This is a genomic window from Flavobacterium sp., from assembly GCF_027483985.1.
Classification (GTDB): domain Bacteria; phylum Bacteroidota; class Bacteroidia; order Flavobacteriales; family Flavobacteriaceae; genus Flavobacterium.
Genome location: NZ_JAIXTJ010000017.1, coordinates 123652 through 146339, shown reverse-complemented (window position 1 = coordinate 146339; position 22688 = coordinate 123652). Strand labels below are relative to the sequence as shown.

The following is a 22688-nucleotide window of genomic DNA, read 5'->3' as shown; positions in this document are numbered from 1 at the left end:
TTTGTTTTAATGTGCAACGAATTTCCAAATCGTTCCAGTTTTTTATCCGGAAGTTCTTTATCGTTTTCAGCAGAATAACCAAAAGGATCTAAAGTTTCAATAGAAATATTTCGAATAATTCGGCAATTGTATTTTTCAAATGACTTTTGAATTGGAGAAGCACTTTTTTGTTTTTGGATTTTAGTAGCTACCGGTTTTTTTAGACCTAAACATTAATTTATGCATTAATTTGAAGAACTTTTTATCCTTAGAAAAGTCATCAATTTTTTTATAAACACTATCCGATTTAGTAGGCACTGTTTTTTGAGCCGTCATAATTTGACAACTAAAAAATAATAATACTAAATAAAAAAAGTAGCGCATATAATGGGTAATTAACGAAAGATACCGAAATTTAAATAACAAACTAAATCTTTAACAATTTAGTATAAAAAAATCCCCAATTGTTTAATCAATTGAGGAATAATTTATTTTTCACTGAACACTGAACACTGAACACTGAACACTAATCACTAGCTCTTTTGTTCTTTATTGAAATAAACTAAGTAATAATACATTTGTTTTTCTTCATCCCAACCTTTTTCAACAAACTTTTCTGCACTTTCTGGATTTATAAAGTCTAATTTGATTTGAATATTAGTATCAAGATTGATTACGTTTTTAATTGATTTTCGTGCGTCCGATACGGCAGCGTTCGCAATAGGAAACGAGGTTACATCTTCAATACTATATTTTTCGCCTCGATCGGCTTTGTAGTTTTTAAATTCAGGAATCAAATCAGGATTGTCCATCACTTCATTCAAGAAAGCTGTTTCTTCAAAATTATCGTTTTTGGCAAAGTGATTTACAGCACGGTTCATAAACATTACTTCTTGCTTTTTATCTTCAGCCGGGAAAACCACTTCTTTAGCAAACTCTTGACAAAATTTTAAATATTTTTTAGTCATAAAGTTTTCGTCTTGAAAAGCATCTACTGCTAAGAAATGTTCTAACCAATAACGCGCATCATATCGGTTGCTGTCAATGGTTAAAATTTTATATCCTTCTTCTTTTTTGTGATTAAAAATTAGGCAACCTTTATCTAGTTTATTAAGGTTAATTCCTTCTTGCAGAATCATCTCTAAATTGCTGTCTTTTTCTTCAAATTGAAGGAAATCAGTACGTAATTCGCTTTTAAAAACACCAATGGCATCAACTACATTGTTGTCGATAGAAACATTGGTTAGATAAGTTACATAAACTTCACCGTTTTTAATATGCGGATGATTAGATTGTTCAAAAAGGTGCTTTGTAATTTTTTTAGAAACCTCGTGCACTGAACTTGGATTTGTAAAAATCTCTGTTGCTAGATTGAACATATCATTGTATTCCAAATCAACTTCGTGTGCAAATTGAAAGTAGTTTTCTTCTTTTTCACGAAAAGACTTAAAGAAATATTCTTTCAATAAAGGCACGATTTCGTCATTTAAACCATATTGGTTTTCAGATAAAAAAATGGCTTCGTTACGGCTTTTATTTCCAACTCTATGGATGGATAAAGATTCTATATGGGTATTAAAAAGATTGATCATTTATTTTATGTAATTTTAGGAAGTCTATTTTCTATTTTCTTTTCTCTATTTTCTTCAAGCCTAATTCCAATTCTCCTCGAATCCGTAATCTTCAAAGCTATCATCGCTACCAAAAGCATCTAAGTCGTCTTCGTCTAAATCATCGTCAAATTCGTTGTAGCTTTCTTCCTCTTCAAAATCGGCTTGAAAATGTTTTTCCATCGCTTCGGCAGGCATTTCACCGTGAGAAAACAACAAGTTCGGATACACAATTCCTATTTCTTGTGTTTCTTCTACTGCAGCTAATTCTACTAAAAATGTCCACATATTGATGAAATCATAGACATAAATAATTTTAGTATTTTCAGTATCTAAAATATCAGATAATTGATAATCGCTCATTATTTTGTTTTCACCAGGAATATCACCCGAGTCAAACATTGGAATTTCTTCTTCTTGATTCCAAGTGTCATCACAAGTGTAAAACGAAGCTACTTCTAAACCGTCAAAGCCAAATGCGTTTACGATTGCGTTGTGTAAATCTTCTAAAGTATCGTCTTGAAGAATAGCAATATCTCTAAAAATATCTTCTTCAGCGTCGAGAATTACTCTAAATTTATAAACCATAATTCTAATTTTATTTGAGGGTTCAAAGGTAAAATATAAATTAGAAAAACAGATTACGAAATGCGAATTGTTGATAAGATTTTAAAGTAGTGAGATTGAGTTTACAATCGGAAACCAATTTTTATTCCACCCCATTTATACGATTTACCAATTTCATACTCTCTTGTTTGTAGTGTTTGAAAGTATTCAAAATACAATCGTTTGGTTTGCATTATTATTCCGTAATGATTTTGAGCTGTAAATCGTTCGATAGAATTAATTGTATACGGACTTTTGGTATTGAATAAACCACCTTGAAGCGTGGCATCATATCCTATTGCTGAGGCCAAAACTTGTGAGAAAAAATACAATTCAAATTTTCGTTTTGCTTTTGAACTCGAAAACGGATTGTTAATTAAACCTATAGTAGTATTTAAGCCAATCGATGCATTGGTATATAAGGTTCCAATTCTAACATTGCTGCTTGCGTTTAAAGAAAATATATTGGAATAGCGAAGTATTTGTTTTTCATAATTTAGTTCATAATTCAGCACAACATCATTTTTTATTTGATTTTGCCATCCTCCAGGAATAGTGTTTCCGGTTGCTTCGTGAATCGCAACTTGCATTTCTTTTCCAAAAGCTCCGGGACCAATTATCCCTAAATTAAGAGAGGAAACAAATCTTGATTTTTGAATTGTATCTGTTGCAATTACAAAACTTTTAAGCATTATTGCTGCCGCAAATGGTCTATCATCATATTGGATTTGGGTGCTTTTAATATTATTGGGCGTAAAACCAATGTGTTCTAAGGATAATCCATAATTGAACTCGCTATTTTTGGGTTTAAAAAACAACTTGTTAATCGGGTTTTTTTCGAAAATCGGTGCTACCAATTCAAAGTTGTAGCCTTGTGTATAGTTTTGGTCAACTCCCGTGAAATAGTCATTGTCGTAATTAAAGCGAAAGTAATTATCTGTTTTAATATCCCGAAATGAAGCCGTATTTTCTATTTTTTGAGCAAAAAGTAAAATCGGAAATAGCAATAAAATTAATATCGTCTTAGTAGTTTTCATACAATCAAATACGAAAACCTTGTTGCTTAAGTTTTAGCGTTCATAAAATTCTATAGGCAAATCATCTGGATCATTGATGAAGAAAAAACGCTTGTCGGTATATTCATCGATTCGAATTTCTTCTGCAAAAAGATTATTTGAAACGATATAATCTCTTGTTTTTTGAATGTCATTTACTTCAAATGCTAAGTGTCTTAAACCAGTTGCTTCAGGTCTTGATGGTCTTTTTGGTGGATTAGGAAAAGAAAACAATTCGATGCAATAAGTATCGTTTATCGCTAAATCTAATTTAAATGATTCACGATCGGAACGATAAACTTCTTGAATGATTTGCAAACCCAAAATTTGAGTATAAAAATGTTTAGATATTTCGTAGTTGCTGCAAATTAGAGCAATATGGTGTACTTTGTTGAGGTGTAGCATTAAATTATATGGTCTAAAATTTTATAAAATTCTTTAATGTCGTTTTTTTGTCTCGCTAGTTCTGTTTGCAATTTCAAAATATAATTGTTGCTTTTTAAAGGTTTAAAATAAAGTAAAATTGGCGCCCAACGAATGGTTTTGATACTTAAAAACTCAAAATTTTTATAAATATCTCTTGTTACAGTAAAATCTAAATCATTTTCTATTTCGGTTGTAGTGATGAAATCTTCTTTAATAAACGAATCGTTATAAAAATCATCTATTTCACTTGAATTTATAAAAGAACCAATATAGCCTTCTTTATTTCCGATTTGAAAAACATAACTGACCTCATTCTTTTTTGTAATTTCTTTTAAAACCCAAGGACTTTCTACTTTCGTAATTTCAAATCCGAAATCGGTTTTTAAACTTGATAATTTTCTAGTAGACCAGTCCTTTTTTTTAATTACAATTTTTTTGTTTGGTGTTAAATATTGAAAAGCGTCTTCTAAATTTAAAATTTCACAGTCGCAATGATAGGGATGGTCTTCATCTTGGAGCCATTTAAGAAGATTTTCAAAATCGAGTTTGTTTTTTTTACAAAATATTTCTGCAAATTTATAATTGTTTGTACAATTAGAATTAGAGAGTTTTTGGTCGATAAAATCGAATAATTTAGGGAAGTACTTTTCGTCAAATGGCAGATTGGCTCTGAATTCTTGTAGTTCTTTGTCTTCTAGTTCATTAAGAAAATTTGATGATTTCTTTTTGTCCATATGCTACTCTTATCTGAAGGTAAAAATAATAAATTCTGTTGATAGTTAAATCGAAACTAATCATTTTAACGTAATTAATTTCAATTAGGAATTTGTATTTTTGACCGAATTCAATTTGTAGGGAAAATGCCCTCGGAACAGTATAAAAACGTAATATGAAAATAGTTATTTCACCAGCCAAATCATTAGACTTTGAAAGTCAGTTGCCGACGCAATTGCACACTAACTATCCTTTTGTGAAAGAATCGTTATCGATTGAGAAAGTTTTGAAAAAGAAAAAGCCGAATGAATTGATGGAATTAATGACGATTTCAGATAAGTTGGCAGAATTGAATTGGACTAGAAATCAAGAACGAAATGTGGCTGAAATTTCAGCTGAAAATGGGCGACAAGCCATTTATGCTTTTAGTGGCGATGTTTATATAGGTTTAGATGCGTATTCCTTATCAGAAGATAAAATTGCAATTTTGCAAGACAAGCTTAGAATCTTATCAGGATTGTACGGATTGTTAAAACCATTAGATTTAATGCAACCTTATCGTCTAGAAATGGGAACAAAATTAGCTGTTGGAACCAATAAAAATCTATATGAGTTTTGGAGAACGACTATCACAAAAGAATTGAATTCCCAATTAGAAAAGGATGAATTATTTGTGAATCTTGCCAGTAACGAATATTTTGATGCAGTTGATGTCAAGAAGTTAAAAGTTCCAGTGATAACGCCAGAATTCAAAGATTATAAAGATGGTAAACTTAAAATAATTAGTTTTTTTGCCAAAAAAGCACGCGGAATGATGGTACGTTACATTATCGACACTAATGCGGAAACTATTGAAGATTTAAAAGGTTTTAATTATGAAGGTTATGCTTTTGATTCTAATTTAAGTAGCGGCAATAAACTGGTTTTCACTCGATAATTATACATATAAATACTCTTGATATTCACGCAAAGTTTCACGTGTTGCTTTGCGTTGATCGCGAGACAATTCTCTCATTGCTTCAACACCTTTTTTTGCACAACGTTTTACTTTAGATAGGCGAGAGGTGAATTCTAGTAATTTAGAAGCATCTTCTGGTGAAAGTTTGGATTGTAATTCCTTGGCAAAATCGTTGAATTCATTTACAACTTTGTTGTTTTCATAATAATCAGATTTTAACTCGTTGAGTAACTCATCAATTTCATTAGTAATATCCTTACTAATATCTTCACTTTTTTTACAAAGTTCTGCAATGATTTTTTTGTCGGAAGTGCCAAAAAGTCCCATAATTGAATTAATTTTAAGTTTAATATCTAATTCATAATCAATCAAATATAAATAATTATTTAATTCAATTGCAAAATTGTTAATAAGTTCTTGTTTTGATTTTAAGCTAAAAAAAAACTCCAGAACATCATTCGAGAGTTTTAGTCAAGATCTAATCAACCTATTTAATGCATCGCATCGGCTGGGTTTATTTTAGTTTTACCTTTTTTAATCAAAAGAATTATCGGAATACAAAATAGAAATAGTAACCCTAAATACATAAATATATCCATATAAGACAAAACGGTACTTTGTTTTAAAACTGAATATTCAATAACTTGATTGGCTTTATTTAAAGCTTCATTCGGACTAAATCCTTTGGATATAAATCCTTTTTGAAGTGCAATAATTCGTTGTTGTATTTCTATTCTGCTTCCGTCAAGATGAGGTATTAAATCGACACGGTGTTTTTGAGTTAATCGAGTTATGAATGTGGTAATAATTGCAATTCCAAAAGAGCCACCTAATTGACGCATCATTCCTGTGAAAGCTGCGCCTTCGCCAATATTTTTTCCTTTAAGAGTTGAAAGTGATAGCGTAGTTATAGGTACAAATAGCAATCCTAAACCAATTCCTCTCAAAATTAAAGGCCAATAAAAATGTTCTACACCAGTGTCGGGCGTCATTACATTGCGCATCCAAAAGGTGAATAAGAAAAAGATTAAAAATCCACCAGCAACCATATATCCTTGCGGAATTCCTTTTTGAATCATTTTTCCGATAAAAGGCATCATAATTGCGGTTGTGATAGAACCCGGAATTAGTAGTAATCCGGCATCAGTTGCTGTCCATCCTAAAATAGATTGTGTGTAAATAGGAATGATAAGCGTTGAACCATACAAACCGAAACCCATAATGAACGACATTAAAATTCCGATTCTTAAGTTTCCATCTTTTAACACGCTTAAATTTACGATTGGATGTTCATAAGTCATTTCTCTCCAAATGAACGCTAACAATCCAAAAACTGAAAGTACGCTTAAACCAATAATCAAGTTATTGTTGAACCAATCGTCTTGTTGACCGTGTTCTAATACGAATTGTAACGAACCAATAAAACAAATCAAGAATAAAATCCCCAACCAATCTACTTGATTAGCTTTGAGTTTTTCTCCATATTTTGGACTTCTTACAAAGGTTAAAGTCAAAATTGTTGCAATAATACCGATAGGAATATTGATATAAAAAATGAAGGGCCACGAAGCATTATCCACAATATAACCACCTAATGGCGGACCTAAAGTTGGACCAACAATTACACCCATTCCATAAATTGCTTGCGCCATTCCGCGTTTTGCAACAGGATAACTTTCTGTAATTATAGTTTGTGCCGTAACCAATAAGGCACCACCACCAAGTCCTTGAATAAATCGAAAGGCTACTAATTCCCAGATATTTGTTGCATTTCCGCATAGAAACGAGGAAACCGTAAAGATTATGATAGAAACGGCAAAATAATTGCGGCGACCAAATTGCTGCGACAGCCAACTCGTCATCGGAATCACGATTACATTAGCAATAGCGTAAGCGGTTATTACCCAAGCGACATCTGTAAGTGTGGCGCCAAGACTACCTCTCATATTGGTTAATGCAACATTTACGATCGTTGTATCAACAATTTCCAGTAAAGCACACATAACTGCCGTTATGGTAATTATAACTCTCCTAAAGCCGTATTCTACTAAATCGTCTGCTTGTACCATTTTTGATATTAGATATTAGATGTTAGATTTTAGATATTCTTTTTATCTAGATATTTAAAATTAATTTAATAAAACATCAACATCTACATTCATTCCTGGTCGTAATAATTTTATTTTTTCAGCATCATTTTCAGCATCAATTGAAATTTTGACAGGCAAACGTTGTATAGTTTTTACAAAATTTCCGGTAGCATTGTCTGGTGGCAAAATAGAAAATCGTGCACCAGTAGCAGGAGAAAAACTTGCAACTGTTCCTTTGAAATCAGTATCAGGATAGGCGTCTACTTTTATTATTACTTTCTGACCTACAATCATTTTGTTTAATTGTGTTTCTTTAAAATTGGCTGTAACCCAAGCTTCTTGATTGTTGATGATATAAAACAAAGATTGTCCAGGTTGTAAAAATTGTCCAGGTTGTATCGAAATTTTAGAAACTTGACCATCGATTGCTGCTGTAACAACAGTGTAGTCTAAATTCAATTTCGCTGCTTCTAAAACGGCTTGTGCTCTTTTGATATTAGCAGCAGCAACATCGGCTTGTTTACTTGAAACATTTGTTCTTGCTGCAGCTACATTTTTTTGAAACGCACTCGCTTTTTGTTGTTCTTGTAGAATTCTCAATTGGCTTTGAGCTTCCAGTTTTGCGGCTTCGGCTTGTTCAAATTGTTGTTTAGTAATCGAATGGTTTTTGTATAAATTAGCATATCTGTCAAAGTCATTAGAAGCTCTATTCAATCTGATTTTTGCAGTTTCAATAGTTCCTCCAGCCGATTGAATATTGGAATTGGATACTGCGACATTTGCTTGAGCGGTTCCAATATCAGCTTTTGACGCTTCATAACTTCCTTCAGCTGAAATTAATGCTGCTTTGGCTTCTTCAATTTTTACTAAATAATCACGGTTGTCAATTGTAAAAAGTGTGTCTCCTTTTTTTACAAAATCATTGTCTTTGACATAGACTTTAGTAACATATCCAGCCACTCGTGGTATGATTGGATTCATATTTTTCTCTATTTGTGCGTCATCAGTAGATTCGTGAGACAATGAATGCATGTATTTGTAAATTCCATAACTACCACCAACAATTAATAAGGTGGCAAAAATCAGGATGAATTTTTTATTGGTTTGAGTCTTTTCCATAGTGCTATTATTTAGTAGATAAGTTGAATGAGTTAATTAATTTTCCAGCTGCAAATTGCAATTGGTAGTATTTTAAGGCTATGTCGGCTTGCGACAAGGCTAAGTTGATTTTGCTTTGCAATTGTTGAACATCGGCTTCTAACAAATCGTTTGTTGTAGATAAACTATTGTCGTATTTGTCTTTTACTATTCTGAAATTTTCGTCTGATTGTTCAACGGCTAGCGTATAAACTTTGTTTTGCTTTAAGGAAAGATTATAATTTTCTTGAGCCAAATGCGTCTCTTCTTTGATCTTATCGTTTAAAATGGCAATAGCAGTTTTGGTTTGCTCTGCTTTGCTTTTAGCTAATTTTACTTCTTTAGCGTTTTTAAAAATTGAAGCAATATCATAACTCACACCAACACCAAAATTCATTGCGTTGGTAACTGAAATCGCGTTTTCTAAGTCAAATGCAATATAACCGCCTGAAAGTGAAAGCGAAGGAAAATAGCCTGATTTAGCAATTTTAATTCCAGCTTCAGAGGCTTTTTCTTGTAGTGTTAATGCTTCTAAGTCGTTACGTTGACCATTTGCAGTGGTCAATTGACTTTTAGCCATATCATTTTTTACCGTATCAATATCGATATCAATAATAGTATTTTCAGATAAATGTAATAAAGTTACCAATTCATAATTAACAACAGAGACATTTTTAATACTATTGTCTAACATAAGTTGAATGTTGGATTCTTGTAATTGCGCCTTTAATAAATCATTTCTGGCCATTAATCCGTTATCGACCATTGCAGTAAAATCTTTGGTTCTTTGTTGTGCACTTTTAAGATTTTCTTGGAAAAGTTTCACCATTTCTTGTGATTTATAAAGTGTAGCAAACAGTTCAACTACTTCTTGAGCTAATTCCTCTTTAGTGTGTGAAGCTGAAAATGTTTGTGCTTTATACAAACTTTCTGAAGCTGCAATGCTGTTTTTGAGTTTAAAGCCACTAAAAATTGGCATAGAAACATTGGCTTGTCCTATCATTAATTGACTTACTTCCAAACCAGAACCGCCTAAATTAGAGTCTACATTAGCATTAGTTAAACGCATGTATTGACCTGAAATTTTAGCACTTGGATATTGGTTGTTTTTCATTGTTTCCAATTCCAGTTTTGATGTTTCAACTTTGTTTTTTGCTAGAACGGCTTGATTACTGTTAGTGATAACAAGTTCAATGGCTTCTTTAAGAGACATTTTTTTCCTTTCTTGAGCATAACTAAACGTTATTCCAAAAAGTAGAAAAGCTATTGGTAGGTATTTAATTGTCTTCATTGGTAAGTAGGGCTTTTATAGTTTTTTGAATGTGATGTGTAAATTCATTTTTAATGTAATTGTCAAAATCGGATTCTGATTTTAATCCAAATAAATCGCTGTAAAGTGTTTTATTCATATTAAAATAAATCAATGAGCCAATAATCATTGGAGAGAAAAGTGCAACGTTAATATTGTTTTTAAACACTCCTTGTTCTTGACCTTCTTTAACAATGCTTTCCACTAACTTTAGATTGTTCTTTTTTAAGGCTGTAAAAGAGTCAAAGTTGATACCTCTTTTGTTATTGGTAATTTCGTTTTGTACAATCTGATGGATGTGTTTGTTCTCGTTTACTTGAAGAATATAGTACTTAATTATTTCATCAATTTTCTGAATAGGAGCGATGTCTTCTTGAAGCACGTTTTCTAATTTCAAACCCATACTACCAATTCTGTGAAGCACAATTGATTCTAGAAGTTTTTCTTTTGAACCAAAATAGTATGAAATCATTGCAATATTTACATTGGCTATTTTGGCAATTTCTCTCACCGAAGTGCCGTCAAATCCTTTCTCTGCAAAAAGCTTTTCGGCTACTTGTAGTATTTCTATTTGCTTGTCATTAAAATCCATTTTCATCTAGTTTTTTAAATCGAGTACAAAATTAAACAATTGTTTAAATTAAACGTTTGTTTAATATAGATTTAACAGAAAGTTAACTGAAAAACAATCATAGATAATATCTATACTACTAGTTTAAGTAAATAAAATTCAGATATATAAAGTAGATTATATAAAGTGTTAGTTTACTTAAGTAAAAAAACAGAATGCTGCTAAAGAAAAAATAGAATACAACCTATTTAGTCTTTAATCCAATTCGATAAAATAGTTTTTCCGTGTGGTGTAAGAATGCTTTCTGGATGAAATTGTACTCCTTTAACATCAAAAATTTTGTGTCGAATAGACATAATTTCACCATCTTCCGAAAGTGAAGTAACTTCTAGATCGTCTGGAAAATCATCGGGATTAATAACCCATGAATGGTATCTACCCACGGTAAAAGTTTTGGGAAGTGAATCGAAAAGTGTATCATCGTCAACCGATATTGATACTGTAGAAGAAACTCCGTGAAAAACGGAATTTAAGTTGAGAAGTGAACCGCCAAATACTTCACCGATTGCTTGTAGACCAAGACAAATTCCAAGTATTTTTTTAGTTGAAGCATATCTTTTGATGACATCCATCAACAATCCTGATTCTGATGGAGTTCCTGGACCAGGAGAAAGTATTATATTTTGATATTTTTCAATCTCATCTAATTCAAATTCATCGTTTCTTAAAACAATAACTTTGCAATTTAATTCTTCTAAGTAGTGAACTAAATTATAAGTAAAGCTATCATAATTATCAATTATTAGTACTTCTTTCATTTGACAAATAAACAAAAAAAACCTCAAAGATTTCTCCTTGAGGTTTTGGTAATTATAGCAATTTTTCCCTTTTAATTAGAACTGTAAAGAAACAGATAATTCAAATTCGTCGTTGATAGTTTTATCACCTAAGTTGTCAAAGAAACTACCAGAACCATATTTGATTCCGAATTTAGTTCTGTCAACTTTAAATGCAGTTGTTGCAGTGTTACCTTTAACAGTAATGTCAAATTTTACTGGAGCAGTTACATCTTTAATTGTTAAATCTGCAGTTACAGTGTAAACACCATTTCCTTTATCAGCAATTTTTTTGAAAACCAATTTTGAAGTTGGGTATTTGTCAGTTCCAAAGAAATCGTCAGCTTTTAAGTGACCATCTAATTTTGCAGCATATTCTCCTTTGATATCTGTAGCAGTTAATGAAGTCATGTCTACAACAAAGTTTCCTCCAGTTAATTTTTTACCTTTAAAAATTAAGTTTCCGCTTTGGATGTTTACCGTACCACTGTGCTCACCAGTTACTTTTTTACCAACCCAGTTGATTTTACTTTTAGATACATCAACTTTTTTAGTTTGTGCTGTAGCAATTGTTGAAACCGCTACAAATAATGCTAGTGCAATTGTTTTTAAATTTTTCATTTTTTTTAAATTTGAGTTATTGATTATTAATTATAAAGTTACGAATAAGTCTTCGTTTGATTTACGTACTTTAGGATAGTGTTGTGTTGCATCTTCTTCGTGTCTGTAACCAATAGCAGCTACCACAGTTGCATTTAATCCTAGTTTGTCTAAACCTAAAATTTCATTGTATTTTTCTGGTTCGAATCCTTCAATTGGAGTGACATCAATTTTTAGATCTGCTGCCGCATTTAAAAGATTTCCAAGTGCTAAATAAGTTTGTTTAGCTGTCCAAGAGTTTTTAGTGTGTTCAGGTAAAGTTAATACTTTAGATTTCATAAAATCAGCATAACCTTGAAGATCTTCCATTGCAAGATTTCTTGTTGCAACAACATTTGCGAAATAATTGTCGATATCAGCTTCACCAAAGTTTACATTATTTGCAAAAACAAATAAGTAAGAAGCATCAACAATTTGAGATTGACCCCAAGATACTGGTTGTAATTGTGCTCTCAAGTCAGAGTTTTCAACAATTATAACTTTGTAAGGTTGTAATCCGTAAGACGATGCAGTAAGTTTAATAGCTTCTTGAAGTGTAGCTAAATCTTCAGCAGATACTTTTTTTGTAGCATCGAATTTTTTGGTTGCATAACGCCAATTAGCGTTTTGGATAAATTGACTCATAGTTTTTTTTAATTAAAATTTCTATATTTCTCTAATAATTCATTCAAATTTTGTAATTCATTTTCCGATAAATTGTTGGCCAAAAGATTTTCATAATCAATAACTTTCGGATCTAATTCGGTTAATAATGCTAAACCTTTAGCGGTGATCAAAATTTCCATTTTTCGTCTGTTATTCGGACAAACTTCTCTGGTGACCAACTCTTTTACCAATAACTTATCAATCAATCGGGTAGTGTTGCTGTTTTTTGCAATCATTCTTTCTTGAATAAGACTCATATTGGCAGGTTTTCCTTTTTGACCTCTCAAGATTCTTAATACATTGTATTGTTCACTAGATAAATCATATGGTTTCATTAATTCATTGAATTTTTCTGAAATAACAATTTGTGTATACATAATATTAAGGATAACTTTTTTAGTGTCATCCAATGTTACATTTGATTTTATTATTTCTTCAATTTTCATAGTTACAATTACAAAATTTGTAGGTACAAATGTAGTGCAATATTTATTTGTATATACAAATGTACTGTTATATTTTTGTTAATACTTTTAGCATTGTTTAAAATGAAATTAATAAATTTGGAAAAAAATTAAAATGAATTTATCTCAACAAGATTGGACATCACAGCTAGAAGCGGATAGTAATGCTGTAATTTTAGACGTAAGAACTGAGGACGAGTGTAGTGAAGGAATTATTCCTGGAGCACTAATTAATGACATTTTCAAAGGTCAAGGATTTATTTACAGACTAGAGGAATTAGATAAAACCAAAAATTACTATGTTTATTGCAAAGCCGGAAGCAGAAGCGCACAAGCTTGCAGTATTATGAATCAAATTGGTTTTGAAAATACCTATAATTTAGAAGGTGGCTTTATGAATTGGCAAGGAGAAGTTAGTATTCCTGATACTTTATAACTATTTTTTGTTTTTTGGAATCTTTTTAATTATCGCATTATAAAATTCCTTGATACATTTTCTGTGCAATTGCGATGTTTTCACTTCTATAATTGAATTGTCTTTTTCTTTAATTATCAATTTATAATTATAAAATTTATAAATAAGAGAGTAAACCAACATTAGTGTGCCAAGAAGTGCAAGACCGATCAGAAATTCTTTTGGATGGTATTTTATTGAAAAATAAATATAGGTATATAGTATCAAACTTGCTACTAATAAAATTGTATTGATATAGAATACTCTTTTTTTGATAAGATTTATTCTATTTATAGAGTCAAAATTAACTTTGTTTTGAGACGTTCCATTGGTTAAAATGATTTGTTTTTCGGTAATCAATCCAAATTTTTTACTAAAAAGTACAATCTCGCTATCGGTTTGAAAAGTTGTCATAATTAACTAGTTTTTTACATCTACGAAATTGCATATAATTTTGGTTTTATTTTGGTAGAAAGTTTTCTACAAAAAAAAAGGATAACTCATAGTAATGAATCATCCTTTTTTTATTTGTGGAGTCGCCGAGAATCGAACTCGGGTCCAAACAAGCAATCAAAGAGCTTTCTACACGTTTATTTCCTGATTAAATTTTCGTTATTCTGCTTGGCCAGAAACAGCCACAAAATACTTATCTTTTTAAATTTTCGTAACAGCTCCAAAGCTACACTGTTCTTAGGTTCGTATTTACGATTCACCTTTATCGACCGCCACAAACCAAAGCTTTCGAGGTGAATCCTGCTTTCCTACCTTGTAGGAGCGTGGCTAATCTTACTATGATTCAGATTATGCAGCAAGAGCGTAGTTTCCTTCGCCGTTTATGTTTTTGTACATTTGGATTTACGAGCAAAACATACAATGCTCGACGTGCTTACAATTCAATTCCACTTGCTGTCAAAACCAGTCGACCCCAAATTGTTTTTTTCTTGCAAAAGAAGACTGCAAAGGTACTGCTGAAATTTTCAATAAACAAACACTTTATTCGTCTTTAGCAACGGTATCTTTCAAGGTAAAAGGATAATCGCCAAACAAAGCTGATAATCGTTTCATTTGAAAGGTTTTACGCGTAAATTTGTTAGACAAAGCGATAATTACTGCATTTTCTTTTTTTAGTGTAATATAACTTGCAGTGTTTCCGTGCCACCAACCATTGTGATAAAATAGCTTCTGACCTGTTTCCCATTCTCGCAAGCGTATGCCTAAACCATAATTTTTAGAACCTTTACTTTCATAGCTATATCCTTTGTAAACTTGGTCTAATAGTTTTTTACTCAAAAAACCTGGAGCATTTCTAGCCAAATCAAATTTTAATAAATCTCTTGGAGTAGAATAAATATTTTTATCTCCATAAACCGCATCAAGAAAATCAAATGGATATTTAACATAGTTGTATTTGTAAGAAGGTGTTCCTTTTTCTTTGGGAGTAGTTTCATCAAATACAAAGGTGTTTTTCATCTCCAAGGGTTCGAAAATAATCTTCTTCATGGCTTGGCTGTATTTCATTCCTGTTACCTTTTCAATTATTAAAGCTAGTAATGCATAATTGGTGTTGTTGTAGCTAAAATGAGTATCAGTCTTTGTTTCTAATGTGATGTTTTTTGTAATTATTACGTTCAACAAATCCTTATTAGTTAATGTTTTTGTTCTACCCCAATTGGCTTTATCATCACAAAAATAGTTGTACTTTTTCATTCCACTTCTATGATTTAACAAACTTTTGATGGTAACATCTGGATAAGGAAATTTGTCAAAAAGCGTAGTTAACTTTTGATCTAAACTAATTTTTTTAGCATCAATTAGTTTCAAAATGGCTGATGCCGTCAGTACTTTTGTTACCGAAGCAATGTGCAATGGGGTTTCAGGCGAGTTTAAAATATTATTTTCTTTATCGGCAAATCCATCATATTTCTCATAAATAATTTGTCCGTTTTTTGCCACTAGAAAACTCATATTTTCAAAATCTTTACCGAAATTATTTGAGAAAAAGTTCTCTATTTCTCTCTTTTTTTGATTTTTGTAAGCATCAGAAAGTCTTGGCAACGAATCTTCTGGAGGAAGCATTGCATATTCTAAATCTGATTTTTTCTTCTTGAATGGGTTTTTAATTTTTCCTGAATTTTCACAACTAGTGCTTAATAGTAAGGTAACAGAAAGTAGTATATAAAGTAATCTATTCTTGGTCATTTCTTGGTATCGTTGAAAAACAAATATAATAAACATAATAGGAATCAAATTTTTTGTGCTACTATAATATTTATAAAATTATCAACAATTTTAGGTAATTATTTGAAATTCAATAGGAATTACAAGTATTTATTTTTGATAAAAAGTTTTGAAAACGTTTTCGTTACAACTACTTTTGGAAACTCAAAAAAATGATTAAAAATGAAGTTCGGAATTATAAAAGAAAGAAAAAATCCACCTGATAGAAGAGTTGTTTTTACTCCAGAAGAATTAGTTAGATTAAAAGCTGAACATACTGAAGCGCAAATCAAAGTTGAAAGTTCTGATATTAGAGTTTTTTCAGATGAAGAATATAGTAGTTTAGGATTAGAAGTCGCTACAGATATGAGCGATTGCGATGTTTTATTTGGTGTAAAGGAAGTTCCAGTTGATGCCTTGATTCCTAATAAAAAGTACTTTTTCTTTTCGCATACTATTAAATTTCAGCCTTATAATAGAAAGTTACTTCAAGCTATTATAGAGAAAAACATTGAACTGTTTGACCACGAAACTATTGTAGATGCAAAAAACCGTCGTTTAATTGGTTTTGGACGATATGCCGGAATTGTTGGTGCTTACAACGGATTTAGAGCTTTCGGAATTAAATATGATTTATTCAATTTAGTAAAAGCTGAAACTTTAAAAAGTAAAGAAGAATTAATCGAACGACTACGCAGACCAGTACTTCCGAACATTAAAATTGTTTTAACAGGTCACGGAAAAGTGGGAATGGGAGCGAAAGAAATGCTTGATGGAATGAAAATTAAGCAAGTTTCAGCAGATGATTTTTTAAACAAAGTTTATACGCAACCCGTTTATACTCAAATTGACGTTTTAGATTACAACAAAAGAATTGATGGAAAAGTTTTAGATAATCAAGATTTTTATAAGAATCCTCAAGAGTATGTTTCTGATTTTGAACGTTTTTCACAAGTTGCAGATATTTATATGGCAGGTCATTTTCACGGAAATGGTGCGCCCGATATCTTAACAAGAGAAATGCTAAACGCTCCAAAGAACAAGATTCAAGTTGTTGCCGATATTTCGTGTGATGTTGATGGACCTATTGCTTGTACTATAAAAGCATCTACCATTGCAGAACCATTTTTTGGCTATTTACCAAGTGAAGACAAAGAAGTTTCGCACACACATCCAGGTTCAATTATGGTAATGTCGGTTGATAATTTACCTTGTGAATTGCCGAAAGATGCAAGTGAAGGTTTTGGCGAAATGTTTATGGAACACGTTATTCCAGCTTTTTTCAATGGTGATAAAGACGGAATTTTGCAACGAGCTAAAATGACTGAAAATGGTAAACTAACAGAGCGTTTCCAATATTTACAAGATTATGTAGATGGAAAATAAAACCTAAATTTTATTGTTTTAAGATTCAAAACTAAATTATAAGAAATCGATTTCGTTAATAACTAATTATTACGAAATCGATTTATTTTTAGGATAAAATGTATTTTTATAAAAAAATATAGTCAAAAATGAGAAAATTACATGTATTGGTGTTCTTGATTTCAATTTTATCAATTGAAGCTCAGAATGTTTCCTCACCATCTAAAACTATTGCGTTAAGTTTTAAATTGTCATCTGATGGTAAACCAACTTATTCTGTAAGTTACAAAACTAAACCTATTGTAAAGGAAAGCACACTTGGAATTGCAATAAAAGAATCAAAAAGTTTAGAAGCCAATTTCCGAATTGATAATATTGATCAAAAAAGTGTCAACGAAACTTGGCAGCCAGTTTTGGGCGAACAATCCAATATTAAAAATAGCTACAACGAAATGATTGTCGCACTTTCGCAACCATCAACTGATAGAAGAGTCAATATCATTTTTAGAGTTTTTGATGAAGGTGTTGCTTTTCGCTACGAATTTCCAAAACAAAAAAACCTGAATTATTTTATAATTTCCGATGAAAAATCGCAGTTTAATCTGGCAGGAAACCACAAAGCATTTTGGATTCCAGGAGATTATGACAGTCAAGAATATGCTTACAATGAAACAAAATTATCTGAAATCGATAATTCTAAATTAGATTTGAATAACGGAATAGGTGTAAAGACCATCGCAAGTTCTTTTAGAGTGCAATCGCCTTTAATGATGAAATCGGCTGACGGAATTTACATCAATGTTTTTGAAGCAGCTGTTGTAAATTATCCAATTATGCATTTGGATGTTGACACTAAAAACTTTGGATTAACTTCTAATTTAGTGCCAAATGCAATTGGAGATAAAGCTTATCTTCAAGCGCCTTGTGTTTCGCCTTGGCGAACAGTTATGATTAGTGATGATGCTCGTGAAATTGTAAGTTCAAAAATGATTTTAAACTTAAACGAACCATCAAAAATTGAAGATACTTCGTGGATAAAACCAATGAAATATGTTGGCGTTTGGTGGGAAATGCACGTCGGAAAATCAACTTGGGATTACGCAGGAAGTCAAAATGCTCAAAATGCTGCAGATGGAAGTTTAAAACCATCAGGAAAACACGGTGCAACTACTGAAAATACTAAAAGATATATTGATTTTGCTGCTAAAAATGGCTTTGATGGCGTTTTGGTAGAAGGTTGGAATGTAGGCTGGGAAGATTGGTTTGGTAACTGGAAAGAAAATGTTTTTGATTTCGTGACTCCTTATCCAGATTACAATTTGAAAGAAGTGAATGATTATGCTAAATCGAAAGGAATAAAAATGATAATGCATCACGAAACTTCAGGTTCTGTGGCTAATTACGAAAGACATTTGGATAGAGCATTAAATCTGATGAAAGACTATGGTTATCCTGCTGCTAAATCAGGTTATGTGGGAAGAATCATTCCTCGTGGTGAGTTTCACGATGGTCAAACAATGGTAAATCATTTTAATTTCGTTGCTAGAAGATTTGCCGATTATAAATTAATGGTCAATTCGCACGAAAGTTCTCGTCCAACTGGATATTCAAGAACGTATCCTAATTATATTGCAGCCGAAGCAGCTCGCGGAAATGAGTTTAACGCTTGGTCTGTCGGAAATCCGCCAATGCACGAAACCATTTTGCCATTCACAAGATTATTAGGAGGACCAATGGATTATACTCCGGGAATTTTTGAAATCAAAATGAGTTATTACGATAAAACCAAAACCGAACAAGTTCATACTACTTTGGCAAAACAATTAGCACTTTATGTAACGATGTATTCACCATTACAAATGGCAGCCGATTTGCCTGAAAATTATGAAAGATATGCCGATGCTTTTCAGTTTATAAAAGATGTTGCTGTTGATTGGCAAGATTCTAAATATATTGAAGCTGAACCAGGAGATTATTTGACTGTGGTTAGAAAAGAAAAAAATGGAGAACGTTGGTTTTTAGGAGCAATTACCGATGAAAATGCTCGTAAAACAGAAATTAAATTAGATTTCTTAACGCCAAATAAAAAGTACCAAGCTATTATTTATCAAGATGGTACTGATGCAGATTGGAAAAATAATCCAAAATCTTATGCTATAAAAACCATCGAAGTTACTTCTAAGTCAAAAATTAAATTAAATTTGGCTAACGGTGGCGGAACTGCTATAAGTTTCAAACCAATAAACTAAAAACCAAACCAAACAAACTAAAATTTATGAGTTCAGAACAAATTAAAACAAACTATCCTGCTTTATACACGCTGATTACAGTGTTTTTTTTCTGGGGATTTATTGCTGCCGGAAACAGTATTTTTATTCCGTTTTGTAAAAGTTATTTTTCTTTAGATCAATTTCAATCGCAATTGGTTGATTTTGCTTTTTACACCGCTTATTACGTTGGCGCATTATTATTGTTTGCTTTAGGCGATATGTCAGGAAAAGATATCGTTGGAAAATGGGGTTACAAGAAAAGTATCGTGTACGGATTATTATTTTCGGCACTTGGAGCTGGAGCAATGATTATTGCTGTTGAAGCTAGTATTTATGCCGGAATGTTGGTTGGATTATTTATTGTAGCCTTAGGTTTTTCATTGCAACAAACTGCTGCTAATCCGTTTGCGATATTACTAGGTGACCCAAAAACTGGTGCAAGTCGAGTAAATCTTGGAGGCGGAATCAACTCATTCGGAACAACTATTGGTCCAATTGTGGTGGCTTTGGCTTTGTTTGGAACTGCAAAATCTATTTCAGATGAGCAAATAAAAGCTTTAGAATTAAGTAAAGTTGTAATTTTATATATGGGTGTTGGATTGTTGTTTATTGCATCTGCAGCTTTGTTTTACTTTTCTAAAAAAGTGCCAAGTGGCATTGCAAACGAACCAATGGAAAAAGCGAACAAAGCACTACGTACATTGGTTATTATGACTGTTTTACTTGGTGTTATGTTTACTCCTGTTTTTCAAAGTTATAAGAGTGATGAAGCTATAAAAATAGAAGCTTTAACAAAAGAAGTTGAAGTTGCAAAAGAAGAATTAGCAAGAACAACCTATGTAGCTAATTCGCCTGAACTTTTAAAAATTAATGATAAAATTACTGCTAACGAAAGTGAAGCATTGCAATTAAAACAAGGTTTAGAGAAAAACAGAATGTTGTGGCTTTCTGGAGCTTTGTTAGTTGTGCTTGGCGGAATTTTATTTTCATACACATCAGCAAGAAAGAATTCTGAAGGTTGGGGTGCAATGCAGTATCCTCAATTGGTATTGGGAATGTTGGCTATTTTTACCTACGTTGGAGTAGAAGTAGCGATTGGAAGTAATCTTGGAGAACTTTTAAAATTGAAAGAATTCGGAAGTTTGCAATCGTCAGATATTGCGCCATATATTTCTATGTATTGGGGAAGTTTGATGATTGGTCGTTGGGCTGGAGCAATCAGTGTTTTTAATCTTCAAGGAAGTAAAAAAACAATGGCTTTAATCATTGTTCCGTTGGTGGCTTTTGGAATTATTTTGGGTGTGAATATCCTTTCAGGAAAAGATATGAAACCACTTTATTATTATGTAGTTTGTGTTTTAATTCAAATTGGAGCTTTCTTTTTGAGTAAAGACAAACCTGCAAGAACCTTAATGATTTTTGGAAGTTTCGGAATGATTGCTATGTTAATTGGTTTGTTTACTACAGGAACTATTGCTATCTATGCTTTCCTTGCTGGAGGTTTGGCTTGCAGTATTATGTGGCCATCTATTTTTAGTTTGTCTATTATCGGATTAGGAAAATATACTTCTCAAGGTTCAGCGTTTTTGATTATGATGATTTTGGGTGGAGGAATTATTCCGCCAATTCAAGGTAAATTATCTGATATTATTGGAATTCATCAATCATATATCATTGCAGTGGTTTGTTTTGGATATCTGACTTTATTTGCTGTTTTAGTGAAAGGTCTTTTGAAAAAACAAAGCATTGATGTTGATGCGATTGAAGTAGAAGGAAGTCATTAATTATTGTATTCAGTTGTCAGTTGACTGTTTTCAGTTGTGACTGATTGTTAATATAAAAACTCCGAGGGAAAGTAAAATTTCTTTCGGAGTTTTATTTTTATTCAAATGGTTGGCTGTTTAGCCCTGATTGCATTGGAAATCTTTTTTTTGTTGCCTGAGGCTCTCGAAGGCAACAAAAAAAGATTGGAACGAAAAGCAGGAATAAGGTTTTCAAGAGTTCGCAAACCGTTCGCTCCTAATCCTTATTTATTCCATTCAATTTTTCTTGAGAAATACATTACTGAGGCTAGTATTAATAATAATCCGATGCTTCCTACCAAAAGTGCGTAATCTTCGAGTTGGATTATGACGTAAATGAATGTGTAAAGAACCGAAAGCGAAATTGCAATAAAGGTTGGAAATTTTTTGTCTTTTAAGATGGAAATCGAATAAAGTGAAATCAATGCTACGACTGATGTTCCTGCAATGGAATATGCAAAACTGAACGAACTGTGTTCTGTGATGGATATTAATAAGGTGTAGAACATAATAAGTGCGATTCCAATCATCACGTATTGAAAAATATGGATACTAATTTTGCTAATGGATTGAATAAGGAAAAAGATTAAAAAAGTCAATCCGATTACTAGAAATCCGTATTTAGAGGCACGTTCGTTTTGTTGGTATTCGTCAACTGGAGTAATGAAATCAACTGTTAAAGCATATTTGCTGAGTTCAGGAAGTGATTGAAAGTTTTCTTGAGCAAATGGTCTGTTAAAGTGAGAGATTTTCCAAGAAGCATCAAACCCTTTATTGGTAATTTTTTTATCGGTTGGAATAAAACTTCCGTTGAAACTTGGTGATGCCCAATTGGAAGTCATCTTGACAGCTGTAGCTTTACCGATTGGAACAATGCTGATGCGTTTGCTTCCGTTGTAGGTGATGTCAAGCTGAAACGGATTATTGTTGATGGTTTTATAGTTAAAGTAACCTGTTTCAAGTGTTTGAATGGAATCATTATTAGCTTCTGTAAATTTTGGTTCAAAAGTATAATTGGTTGTACCGAATTTGATTTTGACTTCATCATTAACACTTTTTAGATTGGTGGTTCTAATAAGTATGGTGGCCTTATCCCAATAAATATTCTCAGTTGGAATTCCATTTTTATAAAACTTCGGATTAGAATAAAAACCTTCAAAGTGCATTTTGGTGGTAAAAACATTTGATTTATAAATACTGCGTTGCAACGGTGCTTTAATTTCGGTATCAGAATTATTGCTTAACTTTTCGGGAAAGAAAAAAGCATTTTCAACTTGATTTGTAATTGGGTTTTTATAGGGTATTTTTAGAATTGGACCATAAAAATAGACACTTTCGCCCCATTTTGATGTGGTTTGGGTAATAACTTCTTTTTGACGTTGGCTTCGTTCGCTGATTAAATCTTGTACAAAAGCAAGCGGAATTAATAGAATTAGAGTTAACAAACCTACCATAATCATTTTGGCAGTTGTTGATTGAAAGAAACCTTGTCTAGGTTGATTTTGATAATTTTCCATAAT

Annotated in this window: 22 protein-coding genes and 1 other RNA gene; 5 read left to right on the top strand and 18 right to left on the bottom strand. The window is 31.9% G+C overall.

Going from position 1 to position 22688, the window contains the following annotated elements; genetic code table 11:
* Positions 1–512 precede the first annotated feature (512 nt).
* From Q0050_RS03495 to Q0050_RS03475, 5 genes are all read right to left on the bottom strand, one after another.
* Positions 513–1571, bottom strand: coding sequence for a nucleoid-associated protein (locus Q0050_RS03495; RefSeq protein ID WP_298392621.1), 1059 nt, complete (start codon positions 1569–1571; stop codon positions 513–515).
* A 60-nt stretch (positions 1572–1631) separates the two neighbouring features.
* Entirely contained in the window at positions 1632–2177 is a 546-nt protein-coding gene (locus Q0050_RS03490; protein WP_298392620.1) for a hypothetical protein, read from the bottom strand.
* Between the two features lie 101 nt (positions 2178–2278).
* Positions 2279–3232 carry a lipid A deacylase LpxR family protein gene (locus tag Q0050_RS03485; RefSeq protein ID WP_298392619.1) on the bottom strand — a complete coding sequence of 318 codons (954 nt, stop codon included), beginning with the start codon at positions 3230–3232 and terminating at the stop codon, positions 2279–2281.
* Positions 3233–3265: 33 nt separating this feature from the next.
* Entirely contained in the window at positions 3266–3655 is a 390-nt protein-coding gene (locus Q0050_RS03480; protein ID WP_298392618.1) for a VOC family protein, read from the bottom strand.
* Positions 3655–4410: a DUF2695 domain-containing protein gene (locus Q0050_RS03475; protein WP_298392617.1), complete on the bottom strand. Its 756-nt coding sequence runs from the start codon at positions 4408–4410 to the stop codon at positions 3655–3657. Before Q0050_RS03475 ends, Q0050_RS03480 begins: the two co-directional genes overlap by 1 nt.
* A 155-nt stretch (positions 4411–4565) precedes the next feature.
* On the opposite strand from Q0050_RS03475, the gene yaaA reads away from it, so the two are divergent.
* Positions 4566–5327, top strand: a complete 762-nt coding sequence (yaaA, locus tag Q0050_RS03470; protein WP_298392616.1) for a peroxide stress protein YaaA — start codon at positions 4566–4568, stop codon at positions 5325–5327.
* Here yaaA and Q0050_RS03465 read toward each other — a convergent pair whose 3' ends face one another.
* The 9 genes from Q0050_RS03465 to Q0050_RS03425 form a co-directional block, all read right to left on the bottom strand.
* Entirely contained in the window at positions 5328–5675 is a 348-nt protein-coding gene (locus Q0050_RS03465) for a hypothetical protein (RefSeq protein ID WP_298392615.1), read from the bottom strand. It lies immediately after the preceding gene.
* A gap of 164 nt (positions 5676–5839) precedes the next feature.
* On the bottom strand, positions 5840–7417 hold the full coding sequence (locus Q0050_RS03460) for a DHA2 family efflux MFS transporter permease subunit (RefSeq protein ID WP_298392614.1): 1578 nt from the start codon (positions 7415–7417) through the stop codon (positions 5840–5842).
* A gap of 60 nt (positions 7418–7477) precedes the next feature.
* Entirely contained in the window at positions 7478–8557 is a 1080-nt protein-coding gene (locus Q0050_RS03455; protein WP_298392613.1) for an HlyD family secretion protein, read from the bottom strand.
* Between the two features lie 7 nt (positions 8558–8564).
* The gene (locus Q0050_RS03450) at positions 8565–9866 is read right to left on the bottom strand and encodes a TolC family protein (protein WP_298392612.1); all 1302 of its coding nucleotides are present in this window, start codon (positions 9864–9866) and stop codon (positions 8565–8567) included.
* Entirely contained in the window at positions 9853–10482 is a 630-nt protein-coding gene (locus tag Q0050_RS03445) for a TetR/AcrR family transcriptional regulator (RefSeq protein ID WP_298392611.1), read from the bottom strand. The genes Q0050_RS03450 and Q0050_RS03445 overlap by 14 nt, the downstream gene beginning before the upstream one ends.
* Before the next feature lie 221 nt (positions 10483–10703).
* Complete coding sequence (locus Q0050_RS03440) at positions 10704–11273, bottom strand: aminodeoxychorismate/anthranilate synthase component II (protein WP_298392610.1); 570 nt, start codon at positions 11271–11273, stop codon at positions 10704–10706.
* 75 nt (positions 11274–11348) lie between these two features.
* A complete protein-coding gene (locus Q0050_RS03435) occupies positions 11349–11912 on the bottom strand; it encodes a YceI family protein (protein WP_298392609.1) in 564 nt (187 codons plus the stop codon).
* Between the two features lie 30 nt (positions 11913–11942).
* On the bottom strand, positions 11943–12575 hold the full coding sequence (locus Q0050_RS03430) for an NAD(P)H-dependent oxidoreductase (RefSeq protein WP_298392608.1): 633 nt from the start codon (positions 12573–12575) through the stop codon (positions 11943–11945).
* An 8-nt stretch (positions 12576–12583) separates the two neighbouring features.
* The gene (locus Q0050_RS03425) at positions 12584–13042 is read right to left on the bottom strand and encodes a MarR family transcriptional regulator (RefSeq protein WP_298392607.1); all 459 of its coding nucleotides are present in this window, start codon (positions 13040–13042) and stop codon (positions 12584–12586) included.
* A 133-nt stretch (positions 13043–13175) separates the two neighbouring features.
* Between Q0050_RS03425 and Q0050_RS03420 the strand changes: the two genes are divergently transcribed.
* Positions 13176–13496 (top strand): rhodanese-like domain-containing protein, encoded by a 321-nt coding sequence (locus Q0050_RS03420; protein WP_298392606.1) that lies wholly within the window; start codon positions 13176–13178, stop codon positions 13494–13496.
* Here Q0050_RS03420 and Q0050_RS03415 read toward each other — a convergent pair whose 3' ends face one another.
* The 3 genes from Q0050_RS03415 to Q0050_RS03405 all read right to left on the bottom strand — a co-directional run bounded on the left by Q0050_RS03415 (position 13497) and on the right by Q0050_RS03405 (position 15749).
* Entirely contained in the window at positions 13497–13928 is a 432-nt protein-coding gene (locus Q0050_RS03415; protein WP_298392605.1) for a hypothetical protein, read from the bottom strand.
* 114 nt (positions 13929–14042) lie between these two features.
* Positions 14043–14441, bottom strand: a transfer-messenger RNA (tmRNA) gene (gene ssrA, locus Q0050_RS03410).
* Between the two features lie 66 nt (positions 14442–14507).
* On the bottom strand, positions 14508–15749 hold the full coding sequence (locus Q0050_RS03405; RefSeq protein ID WP_298392604.1) for a serine hydrolase: 1242 nt from the start codon (positions 15747–15749) through the stop codon (positions 14508–14510).
* A 165-nt stretch (positions 15750–15914) separates the two neighbouring features.
* Between Q0050_RS03405 and Q0050_RS03400 the strand changes: the two genes are divergently transcribed.
* From Q0050_RS03400 to Q0050_RS03390, 3 genes are all read left to right on the top strand, one after another.
* Positions 15915–17117 (top strand): NAD(P)-dependent oxidoreductase, encoded by a 1203-nt coding sequence (locus tag Q0050_RS03400; RefSeq protein ID WP_298392603.1) that lies wholly within the window; start codon positions 15915–15917, stop codon positions 17115–17117.
* Between the two features lie 128 nt (positions 17118–17245).
* Positions 17246–19345: a glycoside hydrolase family 97 protein gene (locus Q0050_RS03395; RefSeq protein ID WP_298392602.1), complete on the top strand. Its 2100-nt coding sequence runs from the start codon at positions 17246–17248 to the stop codon at positions 19343–19345.
* Between the two features lie 26 nt (positions 19346–19371).
* The gene (locus tag Q0050_RS03390; protein WP_298392601.1) at positions 19372–21150 is read left to right on the top strand and encodes an MFS transporter; all 1779 of its coding nucleotides are present in this window, start codon (positions 19372–19374) and stop codon (positions 21148–21150) included.
* Positions 21151–21392: 242 nt separating this feature from the next.
* Here Q0050_RS03390 and creD read toward each other — a convergent pair whose 3' ends face one another.
* Positions 21393–22685 carry a cell envelope integrity protein CreD gene (gene creD / locus Q0050_RS03385; RefSeq protein ID WP_298392600.1) on the bottom strand — a complete coding sequence of 431 codons (1293 nt, stop codon included), beginning with the start codon at positions 22683–22685 and terminating at the stop codon, positions 21393–21395.
* Positions 22686–22688: the final 3 nt, after the last annotated feature.